We start from the raw sequence: 26,076 nt of genomic DNA on the forward strand, positions 1-26,076 counted from the left end.
GGCGACATCCCGGCCGTCCACGCCGGCGCCGACCTGCCCGGCAGCGGCGCGGGCAGCCACCTCCCCGGCGGTACCGCCGACCACCTCCCCGGCGGCACCGCCGACCACCTCCCCGGCGGAACGGCCGGGGACAACCTGCCCGGCGGATCGGCACACGAGCACGGTGCCGGACCCTTCGCCGGCCATGAACCGCCGACCGGCCACACCGAGGGAACGGGCGACGGGCCCAACGGTCACCCGGCCGACGGCGGACGCGAAAGATCGGACGCGGGCGGTCATGAGAGTGCCTCGGACGGGCATGGCGGCGATGTGGCGGACACCGGTCATGGTGATGGCTCGTCGGGCCATGGGAGCGACCGCGTGGGCGACGGTCATACCGGCGACGGCGGCACTCCGCACGATCACACCGATCACGGTGGGCACGAGGCCGACCCTCGGGACGTGCGTGAACCCAGGGGCTCGCTCGCGGACGACGCCGCACGGCGGGCGGCGGACCCCATCCAGATCGGAGACCAGCCGATGCCCTCCCCGGCAACGGGCGAGAACTCGCTCGGCCGGCTGCCGGAGAGTCGTGTACAACGCGATGCGGACGGTCTGATCACCCACGTCGACGGCCGCGACTTCGAGCACTTCCTCAAGGATCTCTCGTACCAGCGCGGTGCGGCTTTCCGGGAGGCCAAGGAACTCGGAACGCTGTCGAGAAGGCAGGTCGGAGCCTGCGCCGGCCAGGTCATGGACCTGCGTACCGGCAATATCGTCGAGGGCATCAACGGAAAGGCCGACAACGTCATTCCGCCGGACCGCGTCCACCCGACGCTCGCCGCGAATCTCGATGCCCTTCCCGATCCCGTTCCGGGTTACGACCATCCCCTGGGGCACGCAGAGGTGAAGGCGGTCAATGAGCTGCTCTGGGAACGCACCAAGCTGGGGCTGCCGGACGGCCCATCGGCGCTGGGCGAGCTTCGTGCGGCGGTCGAATTCCCCTACACCCCGCACATGGATACGCAGCTCCCTGGGCGTCCGGCGCCGTTCTGTGTGAACTGCCACCATATGCTGAAAGATGTGGACAGCCTGCACGGCAGGTTCACTGCTAAAGACGCCGACGACAGTAATTGGATTCCATGATGGCTGAGCCGATCCGTATCGACATTGACGACCCCGAAGTCAATATGGACCACATGCAGCGTTTGCTGTACCGGGGAAAGCTGTTCACGGGCGAGGTCGTGGAACACCTGGGCGATGCGCTAGTCAGCCTTGAAGGCTACGAGGACGGGTTGCGGCACGGTCCGAATCAGGAGTGGTACAAGGACGGCACGCTCCGCTCCGAAGGGACGGCGCGCAGGGGCCGCCCCGTCGGCGTCTCACGCGCGTGGCACGCGAACGGCACGCTCGCGTCCGAACGGGTCTTCGCCGACGACGGGCTGACCATGCTGTCAGACCGCGAGTGGGACGAGAACGGACAGCCTACGCGGGCTTGGAGCAGGGAGGACACCTAGGCGTGCGCCGTCGGTCTGCGGCCGCGAGGGGCGGGTCCAGCGTGGGCTGATGCCCAGATCGCGGCAGGTCTGGCGCCAGGTGGGCACGTCCGGCGACGTACAGCGGGAGGACCGGTGGACCGGGCGCGTGCCTGAACGGCAGCGGGGCGGTTCCCCGACACCCGTACTCGACGGACGACGTTCCGGAGACGCTGGACGCCCTCGGCGAGACGGCGAACCGGATGCCTCGACGAGTTCGCCGGCTCGCGGCTCGCGCTTTCGTACGCCGACGCGGGCAACTGGCTCACCTCCTTCTGGCCGGCCATCGCCTGCCTCGCCCACGACGCCGGCATCGCCGTCGAGGTCGAGTCCGACTGTGCACCGGCCGCCGTCCCGGGGCGCGACCGGTGCGGGGAGTTCCCCGCGTAGGGCGCGACGGGGCGCGGCCGTTCCGTCTCCGGCGCTCGTGCCGCGCCGCCGTCCGTGCCGTCTAGAACAGGCTCAGCAGCGCCTCCGCCGGATCCGTCAGGGTCGTCTCGCCGTCGGGCAGGGGGAGTTCGAACCACACCGTCTTGCCGTGCGGGGTGCGGCGTGAGCCCCAGGCCGCCGAGAGCAGGCCGACGAGTTGCAGGCCGCGGCCGCCCTCGTCCGTGTCGCGGGCCCGGCGGCGGCGTGGCTGGACCAGGCCCGCGTCCCAGACCTCGCAGACCAGGGTGCGGTCCAGCAGCAGGCGCAGCCGGATCTCGCCCTCGCCGTACCGCAGCGCGTTGGTCACCAGCTCACTGACGAGCAGCTCGGTGGTGTCGACGAGGGGTTCCAGGTCCCAGCTGAGGAGCTGGCCGCGTGCGTACTCGCGGGCGCGGCCGACGCTGCGCGGCTCGCGCGGCAGGGTCCAGTCGCCGACCGACTCGGTGGGCAGTCCCTGGACACGTGCCATCAGCAACGCGATGTCGTCCTCGCCGTGGTGCGTGTCGAGGGTGTTGAGGACGTGGTCGCAGACGTCCTCCAGGGGACGTGACGGGTCCGTCAGCGCCCCCACGAAGGCCTGGAGGCCCTCGTCCAGCGGGTGGTCGCGGGACTCGACCAGGCCGTCCGTGTAGAGCGCCAGCAGCGCGCCCTCGGGGAGTTCGACCTCGACCTCCTCGAAGGGCTCCCCGCCCACGCCGAGCGGCATGCCCGGCGGCACGTCGAGCATCAGGGCCGGCTCGCCGGGCTCGACCAGCACCGGCGGCAGATGGCCGGCGTTGGCGAACGTACATCGCCGGGTGACGGAGTCGTAGACGGCGTAGACGCAGGTCGCGAGGTACACCTCGGACAGGTCGGCCTCGCGGGGGCGGCGGGCGGCGCGGGTGGCCTGCTGGACGCCGCCGGGGGTGCCGAGCCCGCGCGCGATCTCGTCCAACGCGGAGAGGACCTCGGCGGGTTCGAGGTCGAGCAGGGCCAGGGTGCGGACCGCCGTGCGCAGTTCGCCCATGGCGACCGCGGCGCGCAGGCCCCGGCCCATCACGTCGCCGACCACCAGCGCCGTGCGGTGACCGGGGAGTTCGATGACGTCGAACCAGTCGCCGCCGACCTCGCTGGGGCGGCCGGTGGAGACGTTGCCGGGCAGGTAGCGGCAGGCGATGTCCAGGCCGGAGGCGACCGGGTCGCCGGGCGGGAGCAGGGACCGTTGCAGTATCAACGCCCGCTCGTGCTCGCGGCGGTAGAGGCGGGCGTTGTCGATGCAGACGGCGGCACGGGCGGCCAGCTCCACCGCCAGGTCCCGGTCCCGGTCCCCGAACGGCTCGCTGCCCTTGGCCCGGGAGAACTGCGCGAGGCCGACGACGGTGTCGTGCGCGACCATCGGAATGGCGAGCGTGGACTGCACGAGGCCGCCGTCCTCGGCGGGGATGCTCTGCGGGCGGGCGGTGCGCAGCGCGTCCGCGCAGGGCGAGTTGAACGGGTAGTGGTGCACCGCCCCGACCGCGACGGGTGCGCCGGTACCGGCGAAGGGTGCGTCGGAGACGGCGGACGCGAAGGCGACGCGGCGCAGTTCGGCGCTGCCGTCGGCGAGCCCGGGCGGGGTCTCGTCACCGGCCAGGAGACCCTGGTAGAGGTCGACGGTGGCCAGGTCGCAGAAGCCGGGGACGACGACGTCGAGGAGTTCGCGGGCGGTCGTCTCCAGGTCGAGGGAGTTCCCTATGCGGGCGCCCGCCTCGTTCAGCAGGGCGAGATTGCGCCGGGCGGCGGCGGCCTCGCGGGCGGCGGCGCGGCGGGCGGTGATGTCGGTGCCGAGCCAGGCGACGCCGATCGGGCGGCCGGATCCGCTCTTCACGCGGTAGAGGTTGATCGACCAGTGCCGGCGTTCGTCGGAGCCGGGGACGAATCCCGTGACGTGCATGTCCGTGATGGAGTCACCGGTCTTCAGGACGCGGCGCAGGATGGCGGTGACCCGCTCGGCCTCCGGGCGGGGCAGGTAGTCGTACACGCCCTTGCCGCGGTGGTCGTCGGGGGTGCCGCCGAAGAGGGAGGCGAACCGGTGGTTGGCGCGGCGGACCCGGAGCCCGGGGTCGATCAGCAGGAACCCGAACGGAGATTGACCGAAAATCGCCTGCGAGGCGGCCAGGTCGGTCTCGATGCTGCGCAGGGTGCGGACGTCGACGACGATGCACACGGCGGCCTTCTCGCCTTCCCGGGTGCGCGTCGGCATGACGTACACCTCGGCGAGGCCGTCCTCACCGGGCTTGCCGTTCTCCATGCCGGGCATCCGGAACGGGACCACGCCGGTCCACTCCCGCCCGTCGAGTATCTCGGCCATCTTGCGCTGGCCGCGTTCGCGCAGGTCCGGGTCGACGAACGCGTCGATCGGGTCTGTGCCGACGGCCCGTTCGGCCGGGATGCCGAAGATGTGTTCGGCGCGCAGGCTCCACTGGTCGACCAGCCCGTCGGGGCCGATGGAGAAGGAGGCGACCCTGATGTAGTCGTAGATCGAGCCGGGCGGACTGCTCTGCCACAGGGCGTCCCCGGCCGGCACCCCGACGTCGCCGCCGGCGCCACCGCCGACAGCCGGGACGTGTCCCGTATCCGCTGCGAGCGCACCCGCGTCCTCAGCCCTCGCGCCGTCCGACGGGTCCTGCGACTCCGTGGCCTTCGCTGGTATCTCGCTCACGCGAACCGTCCCCTCCAGCTCACCGCGCCCGGCACCGGTCACCGGGGGCGGCTGCCCGCAGTATCCAGCACTACGGCGCCGCACGGCACGGTGTTCACGATCACAGCACGGTCCAGACGTATTCAGAACCGTTCCGTGACAACACTTCCAGTCTTCTAACCAGCGAACACGCCGCCGAACCCCACCTTCCGGCACGGGTCGCCGGGCGGGCGTGCCGACGTACGCACACCCCGCCCCGTCCGCCCCCGGCTTCCCGGACGGACTCAGTCGGGCACCACCAGTTCGAACCACACCGTCTTGCCGGTGTCTCCGGGCCGGGTGCCCCACGAGCGTGCGGAGGATGCCACCAGTTGCAGTCCGCGCCCGCCCTCGTCGTCGGGCCGGGCGACCCGCTCACGCGGCGGGTCCGGCAGCGGGTCGGAGACCTCCGCCCGCAGCACGCCGTCCAGGCCGGCGGGGCGGACCAGCCGGACGCCGATGGGGCCGGTGGCGTGCCGCAGCGCGTTCGTCACCAGCTCGCTGACCAGCAGGGCCGCGAGGTCGCCGACGCTGTCCAGCCCCCAGTGGCGCAACTGCCCCCGCACCGCGCCACGGGCGGTGCGCACCGCTCCGGGGTCCGCGGGGAACGTCCACTCGGCGCAGTCGCCTTCGGTGTCGATCACGCCGATCACTTCCCGGGCCAGCAGGGTGCGTCCCATATCCGTTTTCACTGGGTTAATTGGCACATACCCGATATGCGGCGTGCGGTACCGCAGCCGGTGGCACTGGTGGCGCACGGTGGCACCGACGGCGTACGGCGACGCCGACGGCGTACGGGGCGGCGGGGCGGCGGACGGCGAGGCGCGGAAGGAGGCGGGACAGCCGGGAGGGGTGGCGGGGCGGGGGTTCCTCAGCGACGCGGCGCGCGGGGGCGGGGGCTGGGGCTGGGGCTGGGGCTGGGCGCCGTCGGCCCGAGCCGCTGGGCCGCCTCCCGTACGGCGGGCACGTCCTGGTCGAGCCAGTCCACGTCCCAGATCTCGTCCGGGGTGAGCCAGCGCAGGGCGTCGTGGTCCTCCAGGGGGGCGGGGGCCGGGGAGCCGGGGCGCAGACGGGCGGTCCAGACGTGGAGGACGTAGGGGGGTTTCAGCGGCCACTCCCCCGGCACGCGTTCGACGGCTTCGGCGGCCACACCGAGTTCCTCGCGCAGTTCGCGGACGAGCGCCTCCTGCGGCCGCTCGCCGGGCTCGACCTTGCCGCCGGGCAACTCCCAGCGCCCGGCCAGCTCGGGGGGTGCGCTGCGGCGCGCGGCGAGCAGGCGGTCGCCGTCGAGCAGGGCGGCGCCGACCACCACGGTGCGATCCGTCATGCGCCGGAGCCTACGGGACCGCCGGGGCGGTCAGTTGCGGGAGACGTCCCCGTTCTGGCCGATGCGCTCGACCCAGTAGAGCTGCTTGTGTCCGCGGACGTCGAGACTGTCCGCGATCTTCTGGGCCTCGGCGCGCGTCGCGTACCGCCCCACACGGTAGCGATTGCCGTTGTCGTCCTGCCGTATGACGAGCCAGGGCAGGGAGATGGTGCTGTCGTTCATCACGCCCCGCGCCCCCTTCCCTCCCCGGCCCATCCCGGTCCCGTCCCGAGCGCGCCTCGCGCCCGGCCTTGCAAGGAAACCGCAATCCGCATATGCCCGAGCGTACGCCTAACCTTTACGCAGCGAATACGGCTTTTCACCAACAGGTACGCAACCAGCCATGGCGGAGGGGGCGCACGGGTCCGGATGCGCCGGGCGCGCGGCGCGACGCCTCCGGTCGGCGGCACGCCGGGTATCTGGTGGGCCACCTGCGGGAACGACGGGATTCGACCGGATTCCGACGGCGTGCGGGCGGCCTCGCGGAGGGCGGTTTCCGGGGGCATCTGCCACAGGGGTGTGCGCTGTCTCACCGGACGCGCCGCCGCACCCACGACCGTCCGCACCTCACCGGCGGGCCGGGGCCCCAACCATTGGGCGGCCGGTGAGGACCAGGACCACGGACGGGCGGCCCGCCGTCACCCGCCGGGGGGAGCAGCGGGCGGCCACTCCACCGACGGGCGGCTGTCTCGCCGACGGGCGGCCAGGTCACCCGGCAGGCGGCCATTTCACCCGGCAGGTGCCTAGTTCACCGGCAGGAGGCGGCTATTTCACCGGCAGGTGGTAGGCGACCCGGTAGCGGTCGGCCGGGATCACCACGTCCGCCGTCTCCACCGGACGGCCCGACGCGTAGTACGTGCGGTGGACGACGAGGACGACGTGGCCCGGGACACCGCCCAGGGTGAGCAGTTCCTCGGCGAGGCCGGGACGGGCGCCGACCTCCTCGGTGACGTTGTCGACGACGACGTCGATGGCGCGCATCCGCTCGACGACGCCCATGCCGCCCAGGGGGCCCTCCTCGGGCAGCATGACCGGGGAGCGGCCGGTGACGGCGAGGGGCTCCCAGGAGGTGGAGAGCATCATCGCCTCGCCCCCCTCCCGGAAGACGTACCTCGTGCACATCACACGGTCACCGGGCTGGATCGCGAGCCGCTCGGCGACGGCCCGGCTCGCCTCGGCCTGCTCGCTGCTGGACTCCCAGGTCCCGCGCGCGCGGGCATCGGCCTGCTCCTGCCGGAACGGCGTCGCACCGCCGGACGGCCGGTAGCCGGAGCGGGCGATCCGGCGCGGCACCGGCCGCTCCCGCACGTACGTCCCCGACCCCGAGCGGCCCTCGACCAGTCCCTCGGCCATCAGCACCTTGCGCGCCTCCAGGGCGACGGTGTCGGAGACGCCGTACTCCTCGCGGATCCTGGCCTGGGACGGGAGGCGGGTGTGCGGTGGCAGCGAGCCGTCGACGATCTTCTTGCGGAGATCACCCGCGACCCGCAGATACGCCGGCTGCTCACCGAATGTCACTGGCCGCTCCCATCAGGTTGTACAGACAGCAACAGACTGGCAACCGTGGGTTGGGCCGTGCAAGTAAAGGCCAGAGAATCACTCGATGTGATGACTTATCGCCGGGAGAGGCTTTACGCAGGCACTTTCTCCCCGCTATGGACGTGATCACACATCGAGCCCGCCCTCGCCCCCGGAGCCGCTTCCGTCCTCGTAGTCCTCCCCGTAGGTCGGCGGGGTGGTGGCCAGCCCCAGAGCCTCGCGCGCGGTGACGGTGGTGTCGCCGTCCACGTAGGCGTAGGCGTTGTCGTAGTGCTCGTAGAAGGTGTCCACGTCGGTGGCATCCGCCGCCTTCGCCCACTCCTCGGCGGCGTCCCGCATGTCCTTCACCAGCTCGGCGACGGGCTGCTGGGCCTCGGCGGACCAGGTGTGCCCGCCCAGCGCCTCGGCCTGCTCACCGGTCGCGTCGCCGGCCTCGCCCGACCAGGTCCGGTTCACCTCGAGGTCGTCCTCGGCGTAGTCCTCCGGCTCCTCGTAGAGCACCTCGTCGACGGCGGCCATCGCCTCGAGGAAGAACAGCTGGTCGGCGTCGAGGGTCGTCCGGTCGGCGCGCAGCGAGCCGGTGAGGGTACCCCGCTCGTCGGTGTTGGCGAAGACGCAGGTGATCTCGCGGTCGCCCCAGTCCCAGCTGTCCTGGGTGGGCGTCAGGTAGTACATGTCCACCTCCTCGGTCAGCAGCCAGGGGTCCATGGTGTAACCGTCCTGGAGCGTCCAGCACTTGTCCTCGGCCGTGTCCGTGACGTAGTCGTCGCCCGGGTAGCCGCTCCCGGTGAGGGTGACCGTGCCGAAGACCTCTCCGTCGTGCTCACCGGAGCAGGACACCTTGTCGACGTCGTAGACGTCCTCGCGGAAGGTGTCGCCGGGCACGTCGAAGCACTCGCCCTTGGCGAGCGAGAGGCTGCTGTTGCCGCTCGTGCCCTCCTTGAAGCCCTCCCAGACGGCGGAGGCGCCCCCGGTGGCCAGCATCGTCACCCACAGGGCGAGCCCGAGGGAGGACAGCACCGCACCGCCGATCGCCATCCCCTTGCCGCGCTCGCCGCGCCGGCGGATCTGCACCAGCGCGACGATGCCGAGGAGGAGCCCCACGGCGGGCAGGAAGCACAGCACGCCGAGCACGAGCGCGGCGATGGCGACCCCGTTGACCGGCGCGGGCCGGTTGAAGGGCAGGTATCCCTGTCCCCAGACCGGGTACTGCGGCCCCCCGTAGGGGCCCTGCGGCATCCCGTGCGGTACGCCGTGCGGCGGCCCCTGGAACGGCCCGGGGAACGGCCCCTGGGGCGGCGAGGGGATTGCTCCCTGCGGCGCCCCCGCGGACGGCCCCTGCGGGGCTCCCTGAGCCGGCCCCTGGGGGTGGGGAGCGTACGGGTCCTGCGGCTGCGGAGGCCGGTACGGGTCCTGGGGCGGCTGGGGCCCGGAGGGCGGGGGTATGGACACGAGCGACGTGCTCCTGACTGGCGAACTGACGTACGACGACTGGGCGCATGGTAAGCACGGCGCGCGCGGGGGCGGTACGGGGGGCGCGAACGCGACGATCCGGGCGGCGGACCGGCGGACCCCACGCCGGGAGCCGCACCCCGGTCACCTCCCGGGAATACGCCACTGACACCCCGTCAGGGACTGCTCGACGACGTCGAGTCGGCGGACGCGTCACCGCCGAGGAGAAGTTCTTAGGCCGAACGGCCGCTGTGGTGCGTGCCTTCGCGGGTGATCGGGGACCCATGTCGCGCCGGACACTCCGGACACTAGGGACCGCCTGTCAGATCCGATCGGGAGCCACGCATGGAACCAGTCGCCCTTCCGCGAACCTGTCCGTTCGACTATGCCGAGGCCCTCGAGTTCGATCCCGTGCTCCGGCACCTGATGACCGAAGAGCCCGTCTCCCGTATCCGGCTGCCCCACGGCGAGGGGGAAGCATGGCTGGTCACCGGCTACGACGACGTGCGCACGGTCACCACGGACCGGCGTTTCAGCCGCCGCGCCATCATCGGCCGGAACTTCCCGCGCATGACCCCTGAACCCATCGTCCAGGACGAGGCGATCAACGTCATGGACCCACCGGCCAGCAGTCGCCTGCGCAGCCTGGTCTCCAAAGGATTCGCGCCTCGTCACATGGAACGCATGCGGGTCCGCACCCAGCATGTCGTGAACGAACTGCTCGACCGGATGGCGGAGCACGGTTCTCCCGCGGACCTCACCGAGCACCTGGCCGACCCGCTGCCCCTCGCCACCATCTGCGAGGTCCTCGACATCCCCGAGACCGACCGGGACCGACTGCGCGCCCACGCGCGGACCATGATGGACACCGGCGTCGACAACCGGGACGACGCCGTACGCGCCAAGGCCGATCTCCGCGCCTACTTCCACACGCTGACCCGGCACCGGCGCGAGAACCCGGGCGACGACCTGATCAGCGCGCTGGCCACGGCTCGCGACGGGGACGAGATCCTCAACGACCAGGAACTGGCCGTCATGGCCATGGTCCTGCTCATCACCGGACAGGACACCACCACCTACCAGATCGGGAACATCGCCTACGTCCTGCTCACCCGCCCCGAAGAGCTCGCCATGCTGCGCGCCGATCCCGCTCTGCTGCCGCAGGCCATCGAGGAACTGCTGCGCTTCATCCCGTTCCGCAAGGGCGTCGGCATTCCCCGCGTCGCCATGGAGGACGTGGAACTGAGCGGGGTGAAGATCAAGGCAGGGGACATCGTGCACGTCTCCTATCTGACGGCCAACCGTGACGGACGGAAGTTCGACCGGGCCGACGAGCTGGATCTGCATCGTTCCGGTACGTCTCACATGACCTTCGGCTGGGGTGGACATCACTGTCTCGGCGCTCCGCTCGCCACCACGGAACTCCAGGTCGCGCTCGGAACCCTTCTGGAGCGCTTCCCCGACCTGAAACTGGCGAAGCCGGCCGAGGAAGTGCGCTGGAACAAGACGTCGATCTGGCGCTATCCGCTCGCGCTGCCCGTCACCTGGTGACCGCGGGGACCGGCGGACGCGCTTGAAGTCCGTGCGTCCGACCGCCACGCACAGTGCTTCGGACGACTGCCGCCTACCGCGCTCCGCCTCGCCGCGAAGCGCGGATCCGGCAGGGCCCGGAGGCGTCGGGTTGCGATCCGCCGCCTCGACCGTGGTCGGGAACAAGGCTGTCGTCAACGACGCGACGTCACGCGAGCCACAAAGGGCGGCGCGCACCGGGTCCGCCTCGCCGGCCGCCACGCCACCGTGCTGCCCGCGCTCTTGAGCACGTCCGCGTTGGCTTCGGAATATGCCGTTCGTCGGCGCGCGGGCTTGGGAAAGCTCCCCTGCAGCGGTGTGCGTGTAGGGGAGCCTCGGAGAGCCGACCGCTCTCACCTGTCTGACCTTGCGTGGTGTACACATAGGACACTCGGTACACTTGAGCGCATGACACAGCCGTTGCCCATAGAGTCCATCCGCGATGTGCGCGCCCACCTGGCCGAGGTCGTGGAGCGAGCCGATCGGGACGACGTGCCCACGGTGATCACACGCCGGGGCAAGGAGGTCGCCGCCGTCGTCTCCATCGAGGTGCTGCGCAAGTACCAGGAGTGGGAAGAACGCGAGATCAACCGGATCATCGACGAGCGTATGACCAACCCTGCGCCCGGCATCCCGATCGAGGACATCATGAGGGAGACGCTGGCACGCAGTGAGTGAGTACCGCACCGTCTTCCGGCCCGAGGCCCAGGCCGAGCTTCGGAAGGTCCCTCGCGACATGGCGCTGCGCATCCTGGCCAAGCTGACCGAGCTGGAAAGTGACCCACTCGGCTTCAACACCACCGCACTCGTGTCCCAGCCCGAACGCCGCCGCCTACGAGTGGGTGACTATCGCGTCGTCTACACGATCGACAACGGTGAGCTGGTGGTGTGGGTCGTGCACATCGGGCATCGCTCCACGGTTTACGACACCTGATGCCAACTGATCCAGCGCCAGACTGTCCAGCACCGTGACAACGAAGGGGCCGGCCCCTGTCTGCGGGCTGATCCTGACCTGCGACGGAGCCCCTCCAGGGCTCTGACCTGCTCTTTCCGCGTTCGCGAGGACTGGGCGGCCGAGGACCGCGCCCCAGGGCCCGACGACCGCTCGGTGCTCTGCTGGCGGCTCCCCGCTTTCTGGCGCCGGGACCACCCATGACCACCCACATCGAGAGACTCATCCAGCAACTCGAAGTCTTCGAGAAGGTGAACGATCCGCAATGCGGTCCCGCCCTCGTCCCGGTCCCTGCTGGAAGCTTCCGAAGCCCCCACCCGCGATAACGTCTTCGTCGCTCCCACCTGGATCGACCGTACCGACCCATACCCGGAGAGGTGACCGATGCCGTTCCAGCACCCCGAGGAGACCGGCTACGGCCACGTCAACGAGCGCTACGTGACGCGGAAGGACTCGGACCACCCGCGCTACCTCGAACTGAACAGCGCCCGCGTCCTGCGGCCGGGGTGGCCGCACGCCAAACGCTTCGCCCGCCACCTGATCGAGGACGCCGCCACGATCGCTGACGCCGAACTGGAAGCCCTCCTCGCCTACGAATGGCGCTCGCGCCTCACCGCCGCCTGGCTGATCGGTGTCGGTCGGCGGGCGAGCTTCCGCGAGCGCCTCGGTGACCTCCTCCTCGCCAGCGAGGTCTGCTACTCCGGCAGCGCCTACTGTTTCGCCCTGGCCCGCCTCGGCACCCACGCCGACGCCGAGATCCTCACCGCCTACCTCGACCACTACCTCCCCCGCACCGACCTCCGCTACGACCAGCCCGCCGCTCTCGGTGCCCTCCTCCACCTCGACGCCCACCTCGGCACCCACCACGCCAGCCGCTTCACCCAGCCCGACGGCCTCTGGGACCAATGGGTGCAGGCTCTGGTCCACCTGCGCGACCACCCCGCCTGCACACCAGAGGAGCAGCGCCGCTGGACCGACCTCCGCTGCGATTTCGCCAACGGCTGGAGACGTCTTTGACGTTGAGGAGTGCTGCGAGGCGCGTCGAGGACAGCGACGTGACCGCTCCCCCACGTCCCGGACTCGTCCAGCACGCTGTGGCCCCGGTGCGGACGGCGAAGGCCGCCCGACCCACTCCGTGGCAGGTCGGACGGCCAGTCGCTGGACGTTTCGCTGGACGTGTCAGACGTTGAAGCGGAACTCCACCACGTCCCCGTCCTGCATCACGTAGTCCTTGCCCTCCATGCGGGCCTTGCCCTTGGCGCGGGCCTCGGCGACCGAGCCGGTCTCCACCAGGTCGCCGAAGGAGATGACCTCCGCCTTGATGAAGCCCTTCTGGAAGTCCGTGTGGATCACGCCGGCGGCCTCGGGGGCGGTGGCGCCCTTCTTGATGGTCCAGGCACGGGACTCCTTGGGGCCGGCCGTGAGGTAGGTCTGGAGGCCGAGGGTGTCGAAGCCGACCCGGGCGAGGGTGGCGAGGCCGGGCTCCTCCGCGCCGACCGACTCCAGCAGCTCCAGGGCGTCCTCCTCGTCGAGCTCGGCGAGGTCCGCCTCCAGCTTGGCGTTGAGGAAGATCGCCTCGGCGGGGGCGACCAGGGCGCGCTGCTCGTCCTTGAAGGTCTCGTCGGTCAGCTCGTCCTCGTCGACGTTGAAGACGTAGAGGAAGGGCTTCGTGGTGAGCAGGTGCAGGTCGTGGAGGAGCTCCTCGTTCCCGGAGCCCTGGACGATGCCCGCCGAGAAGAGCGTGTCGCCCTTCTCCAGGATCTCCTTGGCCTCCTCGACGGCCTTGACCTTGGGCGCCACGTCCTTCTTGATGCGCGACTCCTTCTGGAGGCGCGGCAGGACCTTCTCGATGGTCTGGAGATCGGCGAGGATCAGCTCGGTGTTGATCGTCTCGATGTCGTCCTTCGGGGAGACCTTGCCGTCGACGTGGACGACGTTCTCGTCCTTGAAGGCGCGGATGACCTGGCAGATCGCGTCGGACTCGCGGATGTTCGCCAGGAACTTGTTGCCCAGGCCCTCACCCTCGCTCGCACCGCGCACGATGCCCGCGATGTCGACGAAGTCGACGGTCGCCGGGAGGACGCGCTGCGAGGAGAAGATCTCCGCCAGCTTCGTCAGACGGGCGTCGGGCACGCCGACCACGCCGACGTTGGGCTCGATCGTGGCGAACGGGTAGTTGGCCGCCAGCACGTCGTTCTTGGTCAGGGCGTTGAACAGGGTCGACTTGCCGACATTCGGCAGACCGACGATTCCGATCGTGAGCGACACGTTGCGACTTCCCGTAGTCAGAGGGCCAGGGGGCCAGACGGCCAGGGGGCCAGAGGGCTGGCCGATCCCCCAGTTTACGGCGTGCCCGCGGCCGCCCCGGCGGACCTGTCGAACGCACGGTCAAGGTCCTGGCCCCGGCGTGTCCCGCGCCGGATTCGGCACATTAACCGACTTATGTTGGACCGATGGAGCAGCACAGGACTCGTCCACGGCGGAACGGGGCGCGACGCGGGACACCACCCCTCCCGCCGCAGGCGGGCCGCGGCGCACGTCCGGCGGTTCCCGCGCGGGGAGGGACCGGCTCCGGCTCCCGTTCCGGTGCGCCGGCCGAGTCCGGTCGCCCCCCGGGCCTCCCCCGGCCCGCACGTGCTCCGGGAGGGGGCGCTGCGGCTCCGGCGGGCGTCGCGCGCCGTCTGCCCGGTCCCCGGCTGACCGGGCTCGGCTGCGGGCTGTTCAGCATGGCGCTGATGCTGCTGGCCGGCTGGCTCGACCACGCGCTGTTCGGCGCCTCGCCGACGGTGTACGGGGTGCTGTTCCTGCCGGTGTGCCTGCTGACCGCGCTGTGGGTGCGCCGGGCCGAGCCGCTGTCCGCGCCCACCGTCGTACCGATCGCGTTCGCGGTGGGGCTCCTGCCCGTCGCCGACGGTGGCGACGGGTTCGGCTCCCGGCTGATGGGTGTGATCACCGCGCTGGCCACGGAGGTCGGCTGGCTCTATTGCGGGACCTTCGTCGCGGGGCTGGTGGTGCTGATCCGCCGGATCGGCGCGGCGGGCCGATCCGGCGGGCGCGGTCACAGCGGGGGCCGTCTGTAGCCGTGCCGGACGGGCGCGGCGACCTCCCCGGGCTGCCGGGGCCGCCCGGCCCCTTCCGGTGGCTGCCGCGCCGTCCGGCGGCCCCGGTGGCTGCCGCGCCGTCCGGCGGCCCCCCGGGGCCCCCGAGGGGCCCCTGAGGGGCTTCCCCGTCCGGCAGGTCCCCAAGAGGCTTCCCCGGGGGTTTGCCTGAAGGCTCTCCCAACGGCCCCCTAGGAAGCCTGGTGGCTGTCCTTGGCCGCCCGCATCGCCGCCCCCACGATGCCCGCGTTGTTCTGCAGCTGCGCCGGGACGATCTCCGCCTTGATGCCCTCGATGAGGGGCAGGAACTTCTGCGCCTTGCGGCTGACGCCACCGCCGATGACGAACAGCTCCGGCGAGAACAGCATCTCCACGTGGGCGAGGTACTTCTGGACGCGGTGGGCCCACTGCTCCCAGCTGAGGTCGCCGTCCTCCTTGGCCTTGCTGGAGGCGCGCTTCTCCGCGTCGTGGCCGTGCAGCTCCAGATGGCCGAGTTCGGTGTTGGGGACGAGGACGCCGTCGACGAAGAGGGCGCTGCCGATGCCCGTGCCGAACGTCAGCAGGATCACGGTGCCGCTGCGGTCCCGGCCGGCGCCGAACGCGACCTCGGCGACGCCCGCCGCGTCGGCGTCGTTGACGACCGTCACCGGGAGGCCGCCGAGCCGTTCGCTGAACAACGCGCGCGCGTCGACGTCGATCCAGCCCTTGTCGACGTTGGCCGCCGTGCGGATGGTGGATCCGCCGGTGACCACGCCCGGGAAGGTGAGCCCCACCGGTCCCGTCCACCCGAAGTGGTCGACGACCTGCTTCACGCCGTCGGCCACGCTCTCGGGCGTCGCCGGGTGCGGGGTGAGCACCTTGCACCGCTCCTGGGCCAGGTCGCCCTGGTCCAGGTCCACAGGGGCACCCTTGATCCCGGATCCACCGATGTCCACGCCGAAGATCTGCATGGCACCACGTTACGACGACCGACTGACGGTCACCGCCACGGTGCCCTCGTCACGCGGACGCCGCCACGGCCCCGCCGTCCGGTCTCACGCGGACGCCGCCACCACCCCGCCGCGCGGTCTCACGCGGACGCCGCCCCCACGCGCCGCGCGGTCACTGCGCCGACGCGGTCCCCGCGCCGGTCCCGCCGCGCTGGGCGACCAGGGCCGCGGCCTCTTCGCGCAGGTCGCGGCGGAGTTCCTTGGGCAGGGAGAAGGTGATGTGCTCGTCGGCGGCCTTGACGAGTTCGACGTCCCCGTAGCCGCGCTCGGCGAGCCACTCCAGGACCTCCTCGACGAGCACCTCCGGCACGGAGGCGCCCGAGGTGACGCCGACCGTGGTCACGCCCTCCAGCCAGGCCTCGTCGATCTCGCTGGCGAAGTCCACGAGGTACGCCTGGCGCGAGCCGGCGAGCTTGGCGACCTCGACGAGCCGCTTGGAGTTGGAGGAGTTGCGCGAGCCGACCACGATGACGAGGTCCGCCTCGGCGCCCATCTGCTTCACCGCCAGCTGACGGTTCTGCGTGGCGTAGCAGATGTCGTCGCTGGGCGGGGAGATCAGCTGCGGGAACTTCTCCTTCAGGGCGTCGACGGTCTCCATGGTCTCGTCGACGGAGAGGGTGGTCTGCGACAGCCAGACGACCTTGGACGGGTCGCGGACCTCGACCTTGGCGACGTCGGCGGGGCCGTCGACGAGCTGGATGTGGTCGGGGGCCTCGCCGGAGGTGCCGATGACCTCCTCGTGGCCCTCGTGGCCGATCAGCAGGATGTCGTAGTCCTCGCCCGCGAAGCGGACGGCCTCCTTGTGGACCTTGGTGACCAGCGGGCAGGTCGCGTCGATGGTGGCGAGCCTGCCGCGCGCGGCCTCCTCGTGCACGACGGGGGCGACGCCGTGCGCGGAGAACATGACGATGTTGCCCGGCGGGACCTCCTCCGTCCGTTCGACGAAGACGGCGCCCTTCTTCTCCAGGGTCTGCACGACGTACTTGTTGTGGACGATCTCGTGGCGGACGTAGACGGGAGCGCCGTACTGCTCCAGGGCTTTCTCGACGGCGATCACGGCGCGGTCCACTCCCGCGCAGTAGCCCCGGGGGGCGGCGAGCAGGACACGGCGGCCAGGCGAAGCGGTCATGCGTCCCATCGTAAGGCCGCGTCCGGCGGGTCGAAGATCGCCTGTGGACGGTGCGCGCGGGGAGACTGGCGGGTGGGCGGGGACGGGCGGGGCTGTGCGCTCCCCGCGGACGATCGGAGGCACGGATGTCCGACACCGGTACGTCGACGGGCCCGCCCGCCGGGGCGCACGAGCTGCGGCGCAGTCTCGGCTTCCGGGACCTGGTGGTCTACGGGCTGCTGTTCATCGCGCCCATGGCGCCGGTCGGCGTGTTCGGCACGCTGGACGCGAAGTCGCACGGGGCGGTCGCGCTCGTCTACGTCGTCGCGACCGTCGCCATGGCGTTCACCGCGTTCAGCTACGCGCAGATGGTGCGGGTCGTGCCGCAGGCGGGGTCGGTGTTCGCCTACGCGCGCGTGGGGCTCGGGAACGGGGCCGGGTTCGTCGCCGGCTGGATGGCGATGCTCGACTACGTCCTCATCCCGGCCGTGGCCTACCTCTTCTCCGGCATCGCGATGAACGCGCTGGTCCCGGAGGTGTCGCGGTGGGTGTGGACGGCACTGGCGGTGGTCGTCACCACGCTGCTGAACCTGTGGGGGGTGCGGGCCGCGGCCCGGGTGGGCTTCCTGGTGCTGGCGATGGAGATCGTGGTGCTGGCCGTGTTCGTGGTGTCGGCGGTCGTCGTCCTCGCGCGGGACGGCGCGGAGCGGGGCTGGCTGTCGCCGTTCACCGGGGACGGGACGCAGGGGGCGTTCGCGCTGTCGGCGGTGCTGGGGGCGGTGTCGGTGGCCGTGCTGTCGTATCTGGGCTTCGACGCGGTCGCCACGTTCGCGGAGGAGGTCACGGGCGGTTCGGCGAAGGTGGCGCGGGCGCTGCTGTTCTGCCTGGCGATGGCGGGTGTGCTGTTCGTCGCGCAGACGTATCTGGTGGCGCTGCTGGAGCCGGTGACGTCGGCCGGGCTGGCCGCGGAGCCGGGGCGGCAGGGGGCGGCGTTCTACGACGCCGTCGACGTGTCCGTGGGGACCTGGCTGCACGACCTGGTGGCCGTGAGCAAGGCGGTCGGGGCCGCGTTCGCCGCGCTGGCCGGGCAGGCGGCGGCCGGGCGGCTGCTGTTCGCGATGGGGCGGGACCGGCGGCTGCCGGCGGTGCTGGCGCGGACGGACTCCGGCGTGCCGCGGGTGGCGGTGGCCTGCTCGGCCGTGGTGACGCTGGTGGCGGCGGTGTGGGCGGCCCGGCGGGACGACGGGATGGATCACCTGGTGTCGGTGGTGGACGTCGGGGCGCTGACGGCGTTCACGCTGCTGCACGCGAGCGTGGTGGGGTGGTTCGCGGTGCGTCGGGCGGGCGGTCCGGTGGTGTGGTGGCGGCACGTGCTGGTGCCGGTGGCCGGGGCGGCGATCACCGTCGCGGTGATCGTGGAGGCGTCCCGCACGGCACAGGTGGTAGGGGCGGTGTGGCTGGCGGTGGGGCTGGTGGTGCTGGGGGCGCAGCGGGGGCGGAGGACACCGGGCGCCGCCACCGGCTGACCGTCCGCCTCGGCCGCCACCGGCTCACCGCGCACCTCGACCGCCACCGGCTCACCGCGCACCTCGAACGCCACCGGCTCACCGCGCACCTCGAACGCCACCGGCTGACCGGAGGCCTCGGCCGCCACCGGCTCACCGCGCACCTCGAACGCCACCAGCTCACCGCGCACCTCGAACGCCACCGGCTCACCGCGCACCTCGAACGCCACCGGCTGACCGGAGGCCTCGGCCGCCACCGGCTCACCGCGCACCTCGAACGCCACCGGCTCACCGCGCACCTCGGCCGCCACCGGCTCACCGCGCGCTTCGGCCGCCGCCGGACACTGCGGGGGTCCGCGGTGCCGGCGGCCGAGGCGGGCGCCCGATTGTCAGCGGCTGCCACTACTCTCGCGGGCATGGCTGTCAACACGTCCGCCGAGACTCCGCTGCCCGTGGGCGAGGTGTCCCGGCTCATCGGGAGGTGGATCGACCGGCTCGGCGCGGTGTGGGTCGAGGGGCAGATCACCCAGTTGTCGCGGCGCCCGGGTGCGGGCGTCGTCTTCCTGACGCTGCGGGACCCGTCACACGACGTCTCGGTGAGTGTGACGTGCTACCGGCAGGTGTTCGACGCGGTCGCGGACGTCGTCGGCGAGGGCGCTCGGGTCGTCGTGCACGCCAAGCCGGAGTGGTACGCGCCGCGGGGGCAGCTGTCGCTGCGGGCGGTCGAGATACGGCCGGTGGGGGTCGGGGAGCTGCTGGCCCGGCTGGAGCAGCTGAAGAAGTCGCTGGCCGCGGAGGGGCTGTTCGCTCCCGGGCGGAAGAGGCCGCTGCCCTTCCTCCCCCAGCTCGTCGGGCTGGTGTGCGGGCGGGCCTCCGCCGCCGAGCGGGACGTCCTGGAGAACGCCCGGCACCGCTGGCCCGCCGTCCGCTTCGAGGTGCGCAACGTCGCCGTGCAGGGCGTGCACGCCGTGCCGCAGGTCGTGCAGGCCGTCAAGGAGCTGGACGCGCTGGAGGAGGTGGACGTGATCGTCGTGGCGCGCGGGGGCGGGAGCGTGGAGGACCTGCTGCCGTTCTCCGACGAGCAACTGGTGCGGACGGTCGCGGCCTGCCGTACGCCGGTGGTGTCGGCGATCGGCCACGAGCCGGACAACCCGCTGCTGGACCATGTGGCCGACCTGCGGGCCTCGACGCCCACCGACGCGGCGAAGAAGGTCGTGCCGGACGTCGGTGAGGAGCTGGAGCGGGTGCGGATGCTGCGCGGCCGGGCGCGCCGGTGCGCGGAGGCGTTCGTGGAGCGGGAGGAGCGGGGGCTGGCCCACGCGCTGGCGCGGCCGGTGGTCCAGGATCCGCACCGGATGATCGACGAGCGGGCGGATCACCTCGCCTCGCTGGTCGACCGCTCCCGCCGTACCCTCGGCCATCTCCTGGACCGCGCGGAATCCGAGCTGACGCACACCCACGCGCGCGTGGTGGCGCTCTCGCCGGCCGCCACGCTGAAGCGTGGGTACGCGGTGCTCCAGCGGGCCGACGGGCACGTGGTGCGGGATCCGGGCGAGGTGACGGCGGACGAGGCGCTGCGCGCGCGGGTCGCCGCGGGTGAGTTCACGGTACGAGTCGACGATCAGGGGCTGGGTGCATGACGGGCAGGACGGACGAGGCGCTCGGGTACGAGCAGGCGCGCGACGAGCTGATCGAGGTCGTACGCCGCCTGGAGGCGGGGGGGACGACCCTGGAGGAGTCCCTCGCCCTGTGGGAGCGCGGGGAGGAGCTGGCCAGGGTGTGCCGGCGCTGGCTGGAGGGCGCGCGGGCACGGCTGGACGCGGCGCTCGCGGAGGAGGGGGAGGCGGAGGAGGAGGGGTGACACGGTGGACGGCTGTGAGGGCGGTCACCCCGCCCCACCGCTAGTTGAAGCTTGAACTTCCATGGCGTACGGTCGATCACGTCAGCCGGTCCGGTGCACCCGGGTCCGGACGCGCACCCCAGGGAAGTCCACGCATGTCTCTCGCTCTTGACCCCGCCGCCCAGGACCTGCTGTTCCGCGAGGCCCGCACCGCGAACACCTTCACCGACGAGCCGGTGACCGACGAGCAGGTGCAGGCGATCTACGACCTGGTCAAGTACGGGCCGACCGCCTTCAACCAGACCCCGCTGCGCATCACCCTGGTCCGCTCCCCCGAGGCCCGCGAGCGCCTGGTCCAGCACCTGGCCGAGGGCAACCAGGCCAAGACCGCCGCCGCGCCGCTGGTCGCGATCCTCTCCGCGGACAACGAGTTCCACGAGGAGCTGCCGCAGCTCCTCCCGCACTTCCCGCAGGCCAAGGACCTCTTCTTCAGCGAGCGTCCGGCCCGTGAGGGCGCCGCCCTGCTGAACGCCGCCCTCCAGGCCGCCTACTTCATCATCGGCGTCCGCGCCGCCGGCCTGGCCGCCGGCCCGATGACCGGTCTGGACTTCGAGGGCCTCCGCAAGGAGTTCCTGGACGACGACCACACCCCGCTGATGGTCGTCAACATCGGCAAGCCGGGCGAGGACGCCTGGTTCCCGCGCTCCCCGCGGCTGGCGTACGAGCAGGTCGTGACCACGGTCTGACAGCTCGAGCACGGCATGACCGAGGCCCCCGGCGATCGCCGGGGGCCTCGGTCGTCGGTCACGCCGGGCGGCGCGGCGCGCTCACCAGGAGGGCGGTACGTCCGGCAGGCGGCGCGGCGCGCTCACCCCGTCACCGATGACGTCTGCGACGACTCCGTCTCCAGCGACTCCGCGAACTGCGCCAGCTTGGCCCACGACGCCGTGCCGGCCACCACCGTCGTCGATCCGTCGGCGCTCTCCACGACGAGGGCGTCGTAGCGGCCCTCGGTGTAGCGGGTCCAGGTGCGGCCGGCGAGCTGCTCCGTCCTCTCCGCCCGTCGGCCGCCCTGCGTCGCCTCGTCGATGAACGTGGACGGCTTCTGAGTGGACTGCTCGACCTGGACGTACTCCCCGTCGGGCGTGTGGAAGCCCAGGTGCCAGGAGTCGTACTGGGTGCCGTCGAAACGCACGGAGGTAGCCTTCCAGGTGGACGGCAGGCCCTCCGGCGCGGCGATCGGGTAGGAGGCCGCGCGACGTGCCGTGAGCAGCTCCACGCGGTAGTCGACGCGCTGGACGTCGGGAGCGTGGTCGTCGTGCGGGATGAAGAGGTACATCACCAGGCCTGCGATCATGATCACTCCCAGGGAGAGCACCATGTCCCGGACCGTCTGCATCTTGCCTTTCGAACCTGCCACGCCCCCTATCGTCGCAGGTGCCCGGTGCGCTCATCCGTGGGGTCCCCTGCTCATTTTGTCGGACTGACGATAGAGTCGGGTTTCGAACCCTCATCCGGCCGTCGTCGTATCAGAAAGGTGCGCTCCGATGACCGAGCACCATCATCTGCCGTCCGAACTCGATGTCCCCTCCGAGGCTCCCGACCGCAACCTCGCTCTGGAACTCGTCCGGGTGACCGAAGCGGCAGCGATGGCCGCGGGTCGCTGGGTCGGGCGCGGCGACAAGAACGGCGCCGACGGTGCCGCGGTGCGCGCGATGCGGACCCTCGTCTCCACCGTCTCGATGAACGGCGTGGTCGTCATCGGCGAGGGCGAGAAGGACGAGGCGCCGATGCTCTTCAACGGCGAGCGCGTCGGCGACGGCACCGGGCCGGAGGTGGACATCGCCGTCGACCCGATCGACGGCACCACGCTGACGGCCAAGGGCATGCCGAACGCGATCGCCGTCCTCGCCGCCACCGAGCGCGGCGCGATGTTCGACCCGTCCGCGGTGTTCTACATGGACAAGCTGGTCACCGGCCCGGAGGCCGCCGAGTTCGTCGACATCGACGCACCCGTGGAGGTCAACATCCGCCGGGTCGCCAAGGCCAAGCGGGCCACGCCGGAGGACGTCACCGTCGTCATCCTGGACCGGCCCCGGCACGAGGGGATCATCAAGGAGATCCGGGACACCGGCGCACGCATCAAGCTGATCTCGGACGGTGACGTGGCCGGCTCGATCCTGGCGCTGCGCGAGGGCACCGGCATCGACCTGCTGCTCGGCATCGGCGGCACCCCCGAGGGCATCATCTCGGCGTGTGCCGTGAAGTGCCTGGGCGGCACCATCCAGGGCAAGCTGTGGCCCAAGGACGACGAGGAGCGGCAGCGGGCGATCGACGCGGGGCACGACCTGGACCGCGTGCTGACGACCGAGGACCTGGTGAAGGGCGAGAACGTCTTCTTCGTCGCCACCGGGATCACCGACGGCGAGCTGCTGCGCGGGGTGCGCTACCGCTCGGAGACCGCGACGACCGACTCGATCGTGATGCGGTCGAAGTCGGGGACGGTGCGGCGGATCGACTCCGAGCACCGGCTGAGCAAGCTGCGGGCCTACAGCGCGATCGACTTCGACCGCGCGAAGTAGGTGGCCTGCGGGAGGGCCTGAACGAGCGTGACGGCCCGTCCCGGACGAGAGGGGCGCCCCCGGTGCGGAGGGGGCGCCCCCTGTCGATGTGCGTCAGCCGGCCGCCGCTATGCGGTCGGTGGCCCTGGCCGCCTTCTTCAGCTCCATGTCTCGGCGCCGACGGCGCGCGAGGACCACCCGGCGCTCGGCGGCGGTGAGGCCGCCCCAGACGCCGTACGGCTCGGGCTGGAGCAGGGCGTGCTCGCGGCACTCGACCATCACGGGACAGCGGGCGCAGACCCGCTTGGCGGCCTCCTCGCGGGAGAGCCGTGCGGCGGTGGGCTCCTTGGAGGGGGCGAAGAACAGGCCTGCCTCGTCGCGCCGGCACACGGCCTCGGTGTGCCACGGAGCGTCTTGGTCCCTGTCCCGCGCCGGCACCCGCTGGGCCGGAACGGCGGCGACCTGCAGGGACGAATGCGGCGGTTGCAGCACGGTCTACTCCTGACGACGGCTTCGCGAGCGAGAGACGATGCAGCAAGGCCTACCCGCTGTGCGCGCGCCTATGCACTGGGTTCCGAACCGCCGGACCGGGCCCCGCGCCGGAAACCAGGCCTCGCGCGCGCCCCCGCCAGGGACCGGTGTTCACCAGCCCCGCCGGCCCATTCGCCGGCCCATCCGCCGGCCCACCCGCTGGTCCGTCCGCCGGTCCACCCGCCGGCCGGCCCCGCCGATCCGCTCCTCGGCCCGCCCCCTCGGCCCGCCCTGCCGGCCCGCCCGCCGGTTCGCGACCGTCAACGGTCCAGATGCCTGCGCACACTCCGGTCGACCGCGCGGTGCACCTTGTCGAGGATGTCCGCGACGACCCGCCCGCGCCTGGGCCGGCCCTCGATGTGGCCGAGGACGGCCCACCCCTCGACGTGGACGACCGGCGCGTCGGGATCGGCGGAGTCGAGCGTGTCGACCTCGAAGGTGCCGAGGACGCCGCCGCCGGTGCCGAACAGCGAGACGTTCTCCGGGACGCGGACCTCGACGTTGCCGAAGACCGAGAACGCCTTGACGACGACGTGCCGGTACTCGAACAGCGCCTCGCTCAGGTCGATCTCGACGCTGCCGAAGACCGCGTACGCGTGGATGCGGCGGCCGACCCGCCAACGGCCCCTGCGGACACTGCTGCTGAAGACGGCGACCAGGTTGTCGTCCGGGTCGGCCGGGAGCGCGCCGGGCGGCGGACGGTGCGGGGCGGGGGTGTACGGCGGGGCGTGCCGGTGGTGGGCGGCGGGCAGGTCCCTGATGAACCCGTCCAGTTCACCGACCGTCCTGGCGGCCAGCACGCCCTCGACGCGCTCGGCGTGCTCGTCGGCGGTGAGGCGTCCCTCCGCGAGGGCCTCGCGCAGGATGTCGGCGATGCGGTCACGGTCGGCGTCCGAGGCGCGCAGCTCGGCAACGGAGGCACGCGGGTCGGCGCCGGGGGCACGGGGGGCGGTCCGCTTCTGAAGGTCCACCACAGCAGCGTACCGAGACACGATAGATCGCGACAGTCCCCGTCGAGGCCGAACTGAGCCTTACCTCACAAGCTCACCGCCGACGGCAGGTTCTACGCTGGTGGACGCTGCCGAAGGAGGCCAGCCGTCGTGCTCTGGAAACCGGCCGCACGCGTCAGTCGAGTGAGGAATGGGCGAGATGCCTGAGTTCGCGTACACCGATCTGCTCCCCATGGGAGAGGACACCACCCCGTACCGGCTGGTGACCTCCGAGGGTGTCTCCACCTTCGAGGCCGACGGGCGGACCTTCCTCAAGGTGGAGCCGGAGGCGCTGCGCAAGCTGGCCGAGGAGGCGATCCACGACATCCAGCACTACCTGCGCCCGGCCCACCTCGCGCAGCTGCGCCGGATCATCGACGACCCGGAGGCGTCGGGCAACGACAAGTTCGTCGCCCTCGACCTGCTGAAGAACGCCAACATCGCCGCGGCGGGCGTGCTGCCGATGTGCCAGGACACCGGCACGGCGATCGTCATGGGCAAGCGCGGGCAGAACGTGCTCACGCAGGGGCGGGACGAGGAGGCGCTCTCCCGCGGCATCTACGACGCGTACACGAAGCTGAACCTCCGCTACTCCCAGATGGCTCCCGTCACCATGTGGGAGGAGAAGAACACCGGCTCCAACCTGCCGGCCCAGATCGAGCTGTACGCCACGGACGGCGGCGCCTACAAGTTCCTGATCATGGCGAAGGGCGGCGGCTCCGCCAACAAGTCCTTCCTGTACCAGGAGACGAAGGCCGTCCTGAACGAGGCCTCCATGATGAAGTTCCTGGAGGAGAAGATCCGTTCGCTCGGTACGGCCGCCTGCCCGCCGTACCACCTGGCGATCGTGGTCGGCGGCACGAGCGCCGAGTACGCCCTGAAGACCGCGAAGTACGCCTCCGCGCACTACCTGGACGAGATCCCGGCCGAGGGCTCGCCGCTCGGGCACGGCTTCCGCGACAAGGAGCTGGAGGAGAAGGTCTTCGAGCTGACGCAGAAGATCGGCATCGGCGCGCAGTTCGGCGGCAAGTACTTCTGCCACGACGTGCGCGTGGTGCGGCTGCCGCGCCACGGCGCCTCCTGCCCGGTGGCCATCGCCGTCTCCTGCTCGGCCGACCGGCAGGCCGTCGCGAAGATCACCGCGGAGGGCGTCTTCCTGGAGCAGCTGGAGACGGACCCGGCGCGCTTCCTGCCCGACACCACCGACGAGCACCTCGAACAGGACGGCGACGTCGTCCGGATCGACCTGAACCAGCCGATGGACGACATCCTCGCCGAGCTGACCAAGTACCCGGTCAAGACCCGGCTGTCGCTGTCCGGTCCGCTGGTCGTGGCGCGTGACATCGCGCACGCCAAGATCAAGGAGCGGCTGGACGCGGGTGAGGAGATGCCGCAGTACCTGAAGGACCACCCGGTGTACTACGCGGGTCCGGCGAAGACCCCGGAGGGGTACGCCTCCGGTTCCTTCGGTCCGACGACGGCCGGCCGCATGGACTCCTACGTCGAGCAGTTCCAGGCGGCGGGCGGCTCCAAGGTGATGCTGGCCAAGGGCAACCGCTCGCAGCAGGTCACCGACGCGTGCGGCGCGCACGGCGGGTTCTACCTCGGCTCGATCGGTGGGCCCGCGGCGCGGCTGGCCCAGGACTGCATCAAGAAGGTCGAGGTCGTCGAGTACGAGGAGCTCGGCATGGAGGCCGTCTGGAAGATCGAGGTCGAGGACTTCCCGGCGTTCGTCGTCGTCGACGACAAGGGCAACGACTTCTTCAAGGACCCGGCGCCCGCGCCGACGTTCACGTCGATCCCGGTGCGGGGGCCGGGGCTGGCGTAGCACCGCGTACGGCGGGGGCGGCGGGGGCGGCGGGGGTTTCTTCGCCCCCGCCGCCCCTTCCCTTCCCGTCCCCGGGGGCTGCCGCCCCCGGCCCCCCGCTTCGGCCCT

General features: G+C 71.7%; 25 protein-coding genes. 13 read left to right on the plus strand and 12 right to left on the minus strand.

Features of this window, described 5'->3' with window-relative positions:
* Positions 1-1,125, plus strand: a 1,125-nt coding sequence (locus ACIP67_RS40690) for a YwqJ-related putative deaminase (protein WP_401699150.1), incomplete at its 5' end; no start/stop codon positions are given.
* A complete protein-coding gene (locus tag ACIP67_RS40695) occupies positions 1,125-1,496 on the plus strand; it encodes a toxin-antitoxin system YwqK family antitoxin (protein WP_401699153.1) in 372 nt (123 codons plus the stop codon). The genes ACIP67_RS40690 and ACIP67_RS40695, both read left to right, overlap by 1 nt.
* Positions 1,497-1,965: 469 nt before the next feature.
* Here ACIP67_RS40695 and ACIP67_RS40700 read toward each other — a convergent pair whose 3' ends face one another.
* The 6 genes from ACIP67_RS40700 to ACIP67_RS40725 all read right to left on the minus strand — a co-directional run bounded on the left by ACIP67_RS40700 (position 1,966) and on the right by ACIP67_RS40725 (position 8,785).
* Positions 1,966-4,623 (minus strand): SpoIIE family protein phosphatase, encoded by a 2,658-nt coding sequence (locus ACIP67_RS40700; RefSeq protein ID WP_401699155.1) that lies wholly within the window; start codon positions 4,621-4,623, stop codon positions 1,966-1,968.
* 263 nt (positions 4,624-4,886) lie between these two features.
* Positions 4,887-5,321 (minus strand): ATP-binding protein, encoded by a 435-nt coding sequence (locus ACIP67_RS40705; RefSeq protein WP_401699158.1) that lies wholly within the window; start codon positions 5,319-5,321, stop codon positions 4,887-4,889.
* 191 nt (positions 5,322-5,512) lie between these two features.
* Positions 5,513-5,968, minus strand: a complete 456-nt coding sequence (locus ACIP67_RS40710; protein ID WP_401699160.1) for a (deoxy)nucleoside triphosphate pyrophosphohydrolase — start codon at positions 5,966-5,968, stop codon at positions 5,513-5,515.
* A 30-nt stretch (positions 5,969-5,998) separates the two neighbouring features.
* Positions 5,999-6,190, minus strand: a complete 192-nt coding sequence (locus ACIP67_RS40715) for an SPOR domain-containing protein (protein WP_401699163.1) — start codon at positions 6,188-6,190, stop codon at positions 5,999-6,001.
* A 582-nt stretch (positions 6,191-6,772) separates the two neighbouring features.
* The gene (locus ACIP67_RS40720) at positions 6,773-7,525 is read right to left on the minus strand and encodes a GntR family transcriptional regulator (protein ID WP_401699166.1); all 753 of its coding nucleotides are present in this window, start codon (positions 7,523-7,525) and stop codon (positions 6,773-6,775) included.
* Between the two features lie 147 nt (positions 7,526-7,672).
* Positions 7,673-8,785 carry a DUF4190 domain-containing protein gene (locus ACIP67_RS40725; protein WP_401699168.1) on the minus strand — a complete coding sequence of 371 codons (1,113 nt, stop codon included), beginning with the start codon at positions 8,783-8,785 and terminating at the stop codon, positions 7,673-7,675.
* A 558-nt stretch (positions 8,786-9,343) separates the two neighbouring features.
* Here ACIP67_RS40725 and ACIP67_RS40730 point away from each other — a divergent pair.
* The 4 genes from ACIP67_RS40730 (at position 9,344) to ACIP67_RS40745 (ending at position 12,536) form a co-directional block, all read left to right on the plus strand.
* Entirely contained in the window at positions 9,344-10,549 is a 1,206-nt protein-coding gene (locus ACIP67_RS40730) for a cytochrome P450 (RefSeq protein ID WP_401699170.1), read from the plus strand.
* 426 nt (positions 10,550-10,975) lie between these two features.
* Entirely contained in the window at positions 10,976-11,245 is a 270-nt protein-coding gene (locus ACIP67_RS40735) for a type II toxin-antitoxin system Phd/YefM family antitoxin (protein WP_369172114.1), read from the plus strand.
* Positions 11,238-11,501 (plus strand): type II toxin-antitoxin system RelE/ParE family toxin, encoded by a 264-nt coding sequence (locus ACIP67_RS40740; RefSeq protein ID WP_401699172.1) that lies wholly within the window; start codon positions 11,238-11,240, stop codon positions 11,499-11,501. The genes ACIP67_RS40735 and ACIP67_RS40740 overlap by 8 nt, the downstream gene beginning before the upstream one ends.
* A 402-nt stretch (positions 11,502-11,903) precedes the next feature.
* The gene (locus ACIP67_RS40745; RefSeq protein ID WP_401699174.1) at positions 11,904-12,536 is read left to right on the plus strand and encodes a DUF6000 family protein; all 633 of its coding nucleotides are present in this window, start codon (positions 11,904-11,906) and stop codon (positions 12,534-12,536) included.
* Between the two features lie 162 nt (positions 12,537-12,698).
* On the opposite strand, the gene ychF is transcribed toward ACIP67_RS40745, so the two are convergent.
* Positions 12,699-13,787: a redox-regulated ATPase YchF gene (gene ychF, locus ACIP67_RS40750; protein WP_385067369.1), complete on the minus strand. Its 1,089-nt coding sequence runs from the start codon at positions 13,785-13,787 to the stop codon at positions 12,699-12,701.
* A 458-nt stretch (positions 13,788-14,245) separates the two neighbouring features.
* On the opposite strand from ychF, the gene ACIP67_RS40755 reads away from it, so the two are divergent.
* Positions 14,246-14,599, plus strand: a complete 354-nt coding sequence (locus tag ACIP67_RS40755) for a DUF6542 domain-containing protein (protein WP_401699177.1) — start codon at positions 14,246-14,248, stop codon at positions 14,597-14,599.
* 209 nt (positions 14,600-14,808) lie between these two features.
* Here ACIP67_RS40755 and ppgK read toward each other — a convergent pair whose 3' ends face one another.
* Both ppgK and ACIP67_RS40765 read right to left on the minus strand, forming a co-directional pair.
* Complete coding sequence (gene ppgK / locus ACIP67_RS40760; protein WP_401699180.1) at positions 14,809-15,567, minus strand: polyphosphate--glucose phosphotransferase; 759 nt, start codon at positions 15,565-15,567, stop codon at positions 14,809-14,811.
* A gap of 151 nt (positions 15,568-15,718) precedes the next feature.
* Positions 15,719-16,735 (minus strand): 4-hydroxy-3-methylbut-2-enyl diphosphate reductase, encoded by a 1,017-nt coding sequence (locus ACIP67_RS40765; protein ID WP_389513833.1) that lies wholly within the window; start codon positions 16,733-16,735, stop codon positions 15,719-15,721.
* A gap of 125 nt (positions 16,736-16,860) precedes the next feature.
* Between ACIP67_RS40765 and ACIP67_RS40770 the strand changes: the two genes are divergently transcribed.
* The 4 genes from ACIP67_RS40770 (at position 16,861) to ACIP67_RS40785 (ending at position 20,805) form a co-directional block, all read left to right on the plus strand.
* Complete coding sequence (locus tag ACIP67_RS40770) at positions 16,861-18,240, plus strand: APC family permease (protein ID WP_401699184.1); 1,380 nt, start codon at positions 16,861-16,863, stop codon at positions 18,238-18,240.
* A 395-nt stretch (positions 18,241-18,635) separates the two neighbouring features.
* On the plus strand, positions 18,636-19,859 hold the full coding sequence (xseA, locus tag ACIP67_RS40775) for an exodeoxyribonuclease VII large subunit (protein WP_401699292.1): 1,224 nt from the start codon (positions 18,636-18,638) through the stop codon (positions 19,857-19,859).
* Positions 19,856-20,080, plus strand: coding sequence for an exodeoxyribonuclease VII small subunit (locus ACIP67_RS40780; protein WP_401699186.1), 225 nt, complete (start codon positions 19,856-19,858; stop codon positions 20,078-20,080). The genes xseA and ACIP67_RS40780 overlap by 4 nt, the downstream gene beginning before the upstream one ends.
* Positions 20,081-20,214: 134 nt before the next feature.
* Complete coding sequence (locus ACIP67_RS40785) at positions 20,215-20,805, plus strand: malonic semialdehyde reductase (RefSeq protein ID WP_401699188.1); 591 nt, start codon at positions 20,215-20,217, stop codon at positions 20,803-20,805.
* 122 nt (positions 20,806-20,927) lie between these two features.
* On the opposite strand, the gene ACIP67_RS40790 is transcribed toward ACIP67_RS40785, so the two are convergent.
* A complete protein-coding gene (locus ACIP67_RS40790) occupies positions 20,928-21,479 on the minus strand; it encodes a DUF4245 domain-containing protein (protein WP_401699190.1) in 552 nt (183 codons plus the stop codon).
* Between the two features lie 127 nt (positions 21,480-21,606).
* Here ACIP67_RS40790 and glpX point away from each other — a divergent pair, with 127 nt between their 5' ends.
* Positions 21,607-22,641 carry a class II fructose-bisphosphatase gene (gene glpX / locus ACIP67_RS40795; protein ID WP_401699192.1) on the plus strand — a complete coding sequence of 345 codons (1,035 nt, stop codon included), beginning with the start codon at positions 21,607-21,609 and terminating at the stop codon, positions 22,639-22,641.
* 93 nt (positions 22,642-22,734) lie between these two features.
* On the opposite strand, the gene ACIP67_RS40800 is transcribed toward glpX, so the two are convergent.
* Together ACIP67_RS40800 and ACIP67_RS40805 are read right to left on the minus strand one after the other, a co-directional pair.
* Positions 22,735-23,112, minus strand: coding sequence for a WhiB family transcriptional regulator (locus tag ACIP67_RS40800; RefSeq protein WP_389513821.1), 378 nt, complete (start codon positions 23,110-23,112; stop codon positions 22,735-22,737).
* Positions 23,113-23,411: 299 nt separating this feature from the next.
* A complete protein-coding gene (locus ACIP67_RS40805) occupies positions 23,412-24,122 on the minus strand; it encodes a DUF1707 domain-containing protein (protein ID WP_401699195.1) in 711 nt (236 codons plus the stop codon).
* 169 nt (positions 24,123-24,291) lie between these two features.
* Here ACIP67_RS40805 and ACIP67_RS40810 point away from each other — a divergent pair, with 169 nt between their 5' ends.
* A complete protein-coding gene (locus ACIP67_RS40810; protein ID WP_401699197.1) occupies positions 24,292-25,968 on the plus strand; it encodes a fumarate hydratase in 1,677 nt (558 codons plus the stop codon).
* Positions 25,969-26,076: the final 108 nt, after the last annotated feature.

This window comes from Streptomyces sp. NPDC088812, from assembly GCF_044750285.1.
Classification (GTDB): Bacteria; Actinomycetota; Actinomycetes; order Streptomycetales; family Streptomycetaceae; genus Streptomyces.

Bases quoted from the DNA above. Each gene is read 5' to 3' on its own strand.
- ACIP67_RS40765 (WP_389513833.1), bottom strand. From the start codon at position 16,735: ATGACCGCTTCGCCTGGCCGCCGTGTCCTGCTCGCCGCCCCCCGGGGC.
- ACIP67_RS40770 (WP_401699184.1), top strand. From the start codon at position 16,861: ATGTCCGACACCGGTACGTCGACGGGCCCGCCCGCCGGGGCGCACGAG.
- ACIP67_RS40730 (WP_401699170.1), top strand. From the start codon at position 9,344: ATGGAACCAGTCGCCCTTCCGCGAACCTGTCCGTTCGACTATGCCGAG.
- glpX (WP_401699192.1), top strand. From the start codon at position 21,607: ATGACCGAGCACCATCATCTGCCGTCCGAACTCGATGTCCCCTCCGAG.
- ACIP67_RS40705 (WP_401699158.1), bottom strand. From the start codon at position 5,321: ATGGGACGCACCCTGCTGGCCCGGGAAGTGATCGGCGTGATCGACACC.
- ACIP67_RS40780 (WP_401699186.1), top strand. From the start codon at position 19,856: ATGACGGGCAGGACGGACGAGGCGCTCGGGTACGAGCAGGCGCGCGAC.
- ACIP67_RS40725 (WP_401699168.1), bottom strand. From the start codon at position 8,785: ATGCCGCAGGGCCCCTACGGGGGGCCGCAGTACCCGGTCTGGGGACAG.
- ACIP67_RS40715 (WP_401699163.1), bottom strand. From the start codon at position 6,190: ATGAACGACAGCACCATCTCCCTGCCCTGGCTCGTCATACGGCAGGAC.
- ACIP67_RS40695 (WP_401699153.1), top strand. From the start codon at position 1,125: ATGGCTGAGCCGATCCGTATCGACATTGACGACCCCGAAGTCAATATG.
- xseA (WP_401699292.1), top strand. From the start codon at position 18,636: ATGGCTGTCAACACGTCCGCCGAGACTCCGCTGCCCGTGGGCGAGGTG.
- ppgK (WP_401699180.1), bottom strand. From the start codon at position 15,567: ATGCAGATCTTCGGCGTGGACATCGGTGGATCCGGGATCAAGGGTGCC.
- ACIP67_RS40745 (WP_401699174.1), top strand. From the start codon at position 11,904: ATGCCGTTCCAGCACCCCGAGGAGACCGGCTACGGCCACGTCAACGAG.
- ACIP67_RS40735 (WP_369172114.1), top strand. From the start codon at position 10,976: ATGACACAGCCGTTGCCCATAGAGTCCATCCGCGATGTGCGCGCCCAC.
- ACIP67_RS40785 (WP_401699188.1), top strand. From the start codon at position 20,215: ATGTCTCTCGCTCTTGACCCCGCCGCCCAGGACCTGCTGTTCCGCGAG.
- ACIP67_RS40710 (WP_401699160.1), bottom strand. From the start codon at position 5,968: ATGACGGATCGCACCGTGGTGGTCGGCGCCGCCCTGCTCGACGGCGAC.
- ACIP67_RS40810 (WP_401699197.1), top strand. From the start codon at position 24,292: ATGGGCGAGATGCCTGAGTTCGCGTACACCGATCTGCTCCCCATGGGA.
- ACIP67_RS40755 (WP_401699177.1), top strand. From the start codon at position 14,246: ATGGCGCTGATGCTGCTGGCCGGCTGGCTCGACCACGCGCTGTTCGGC.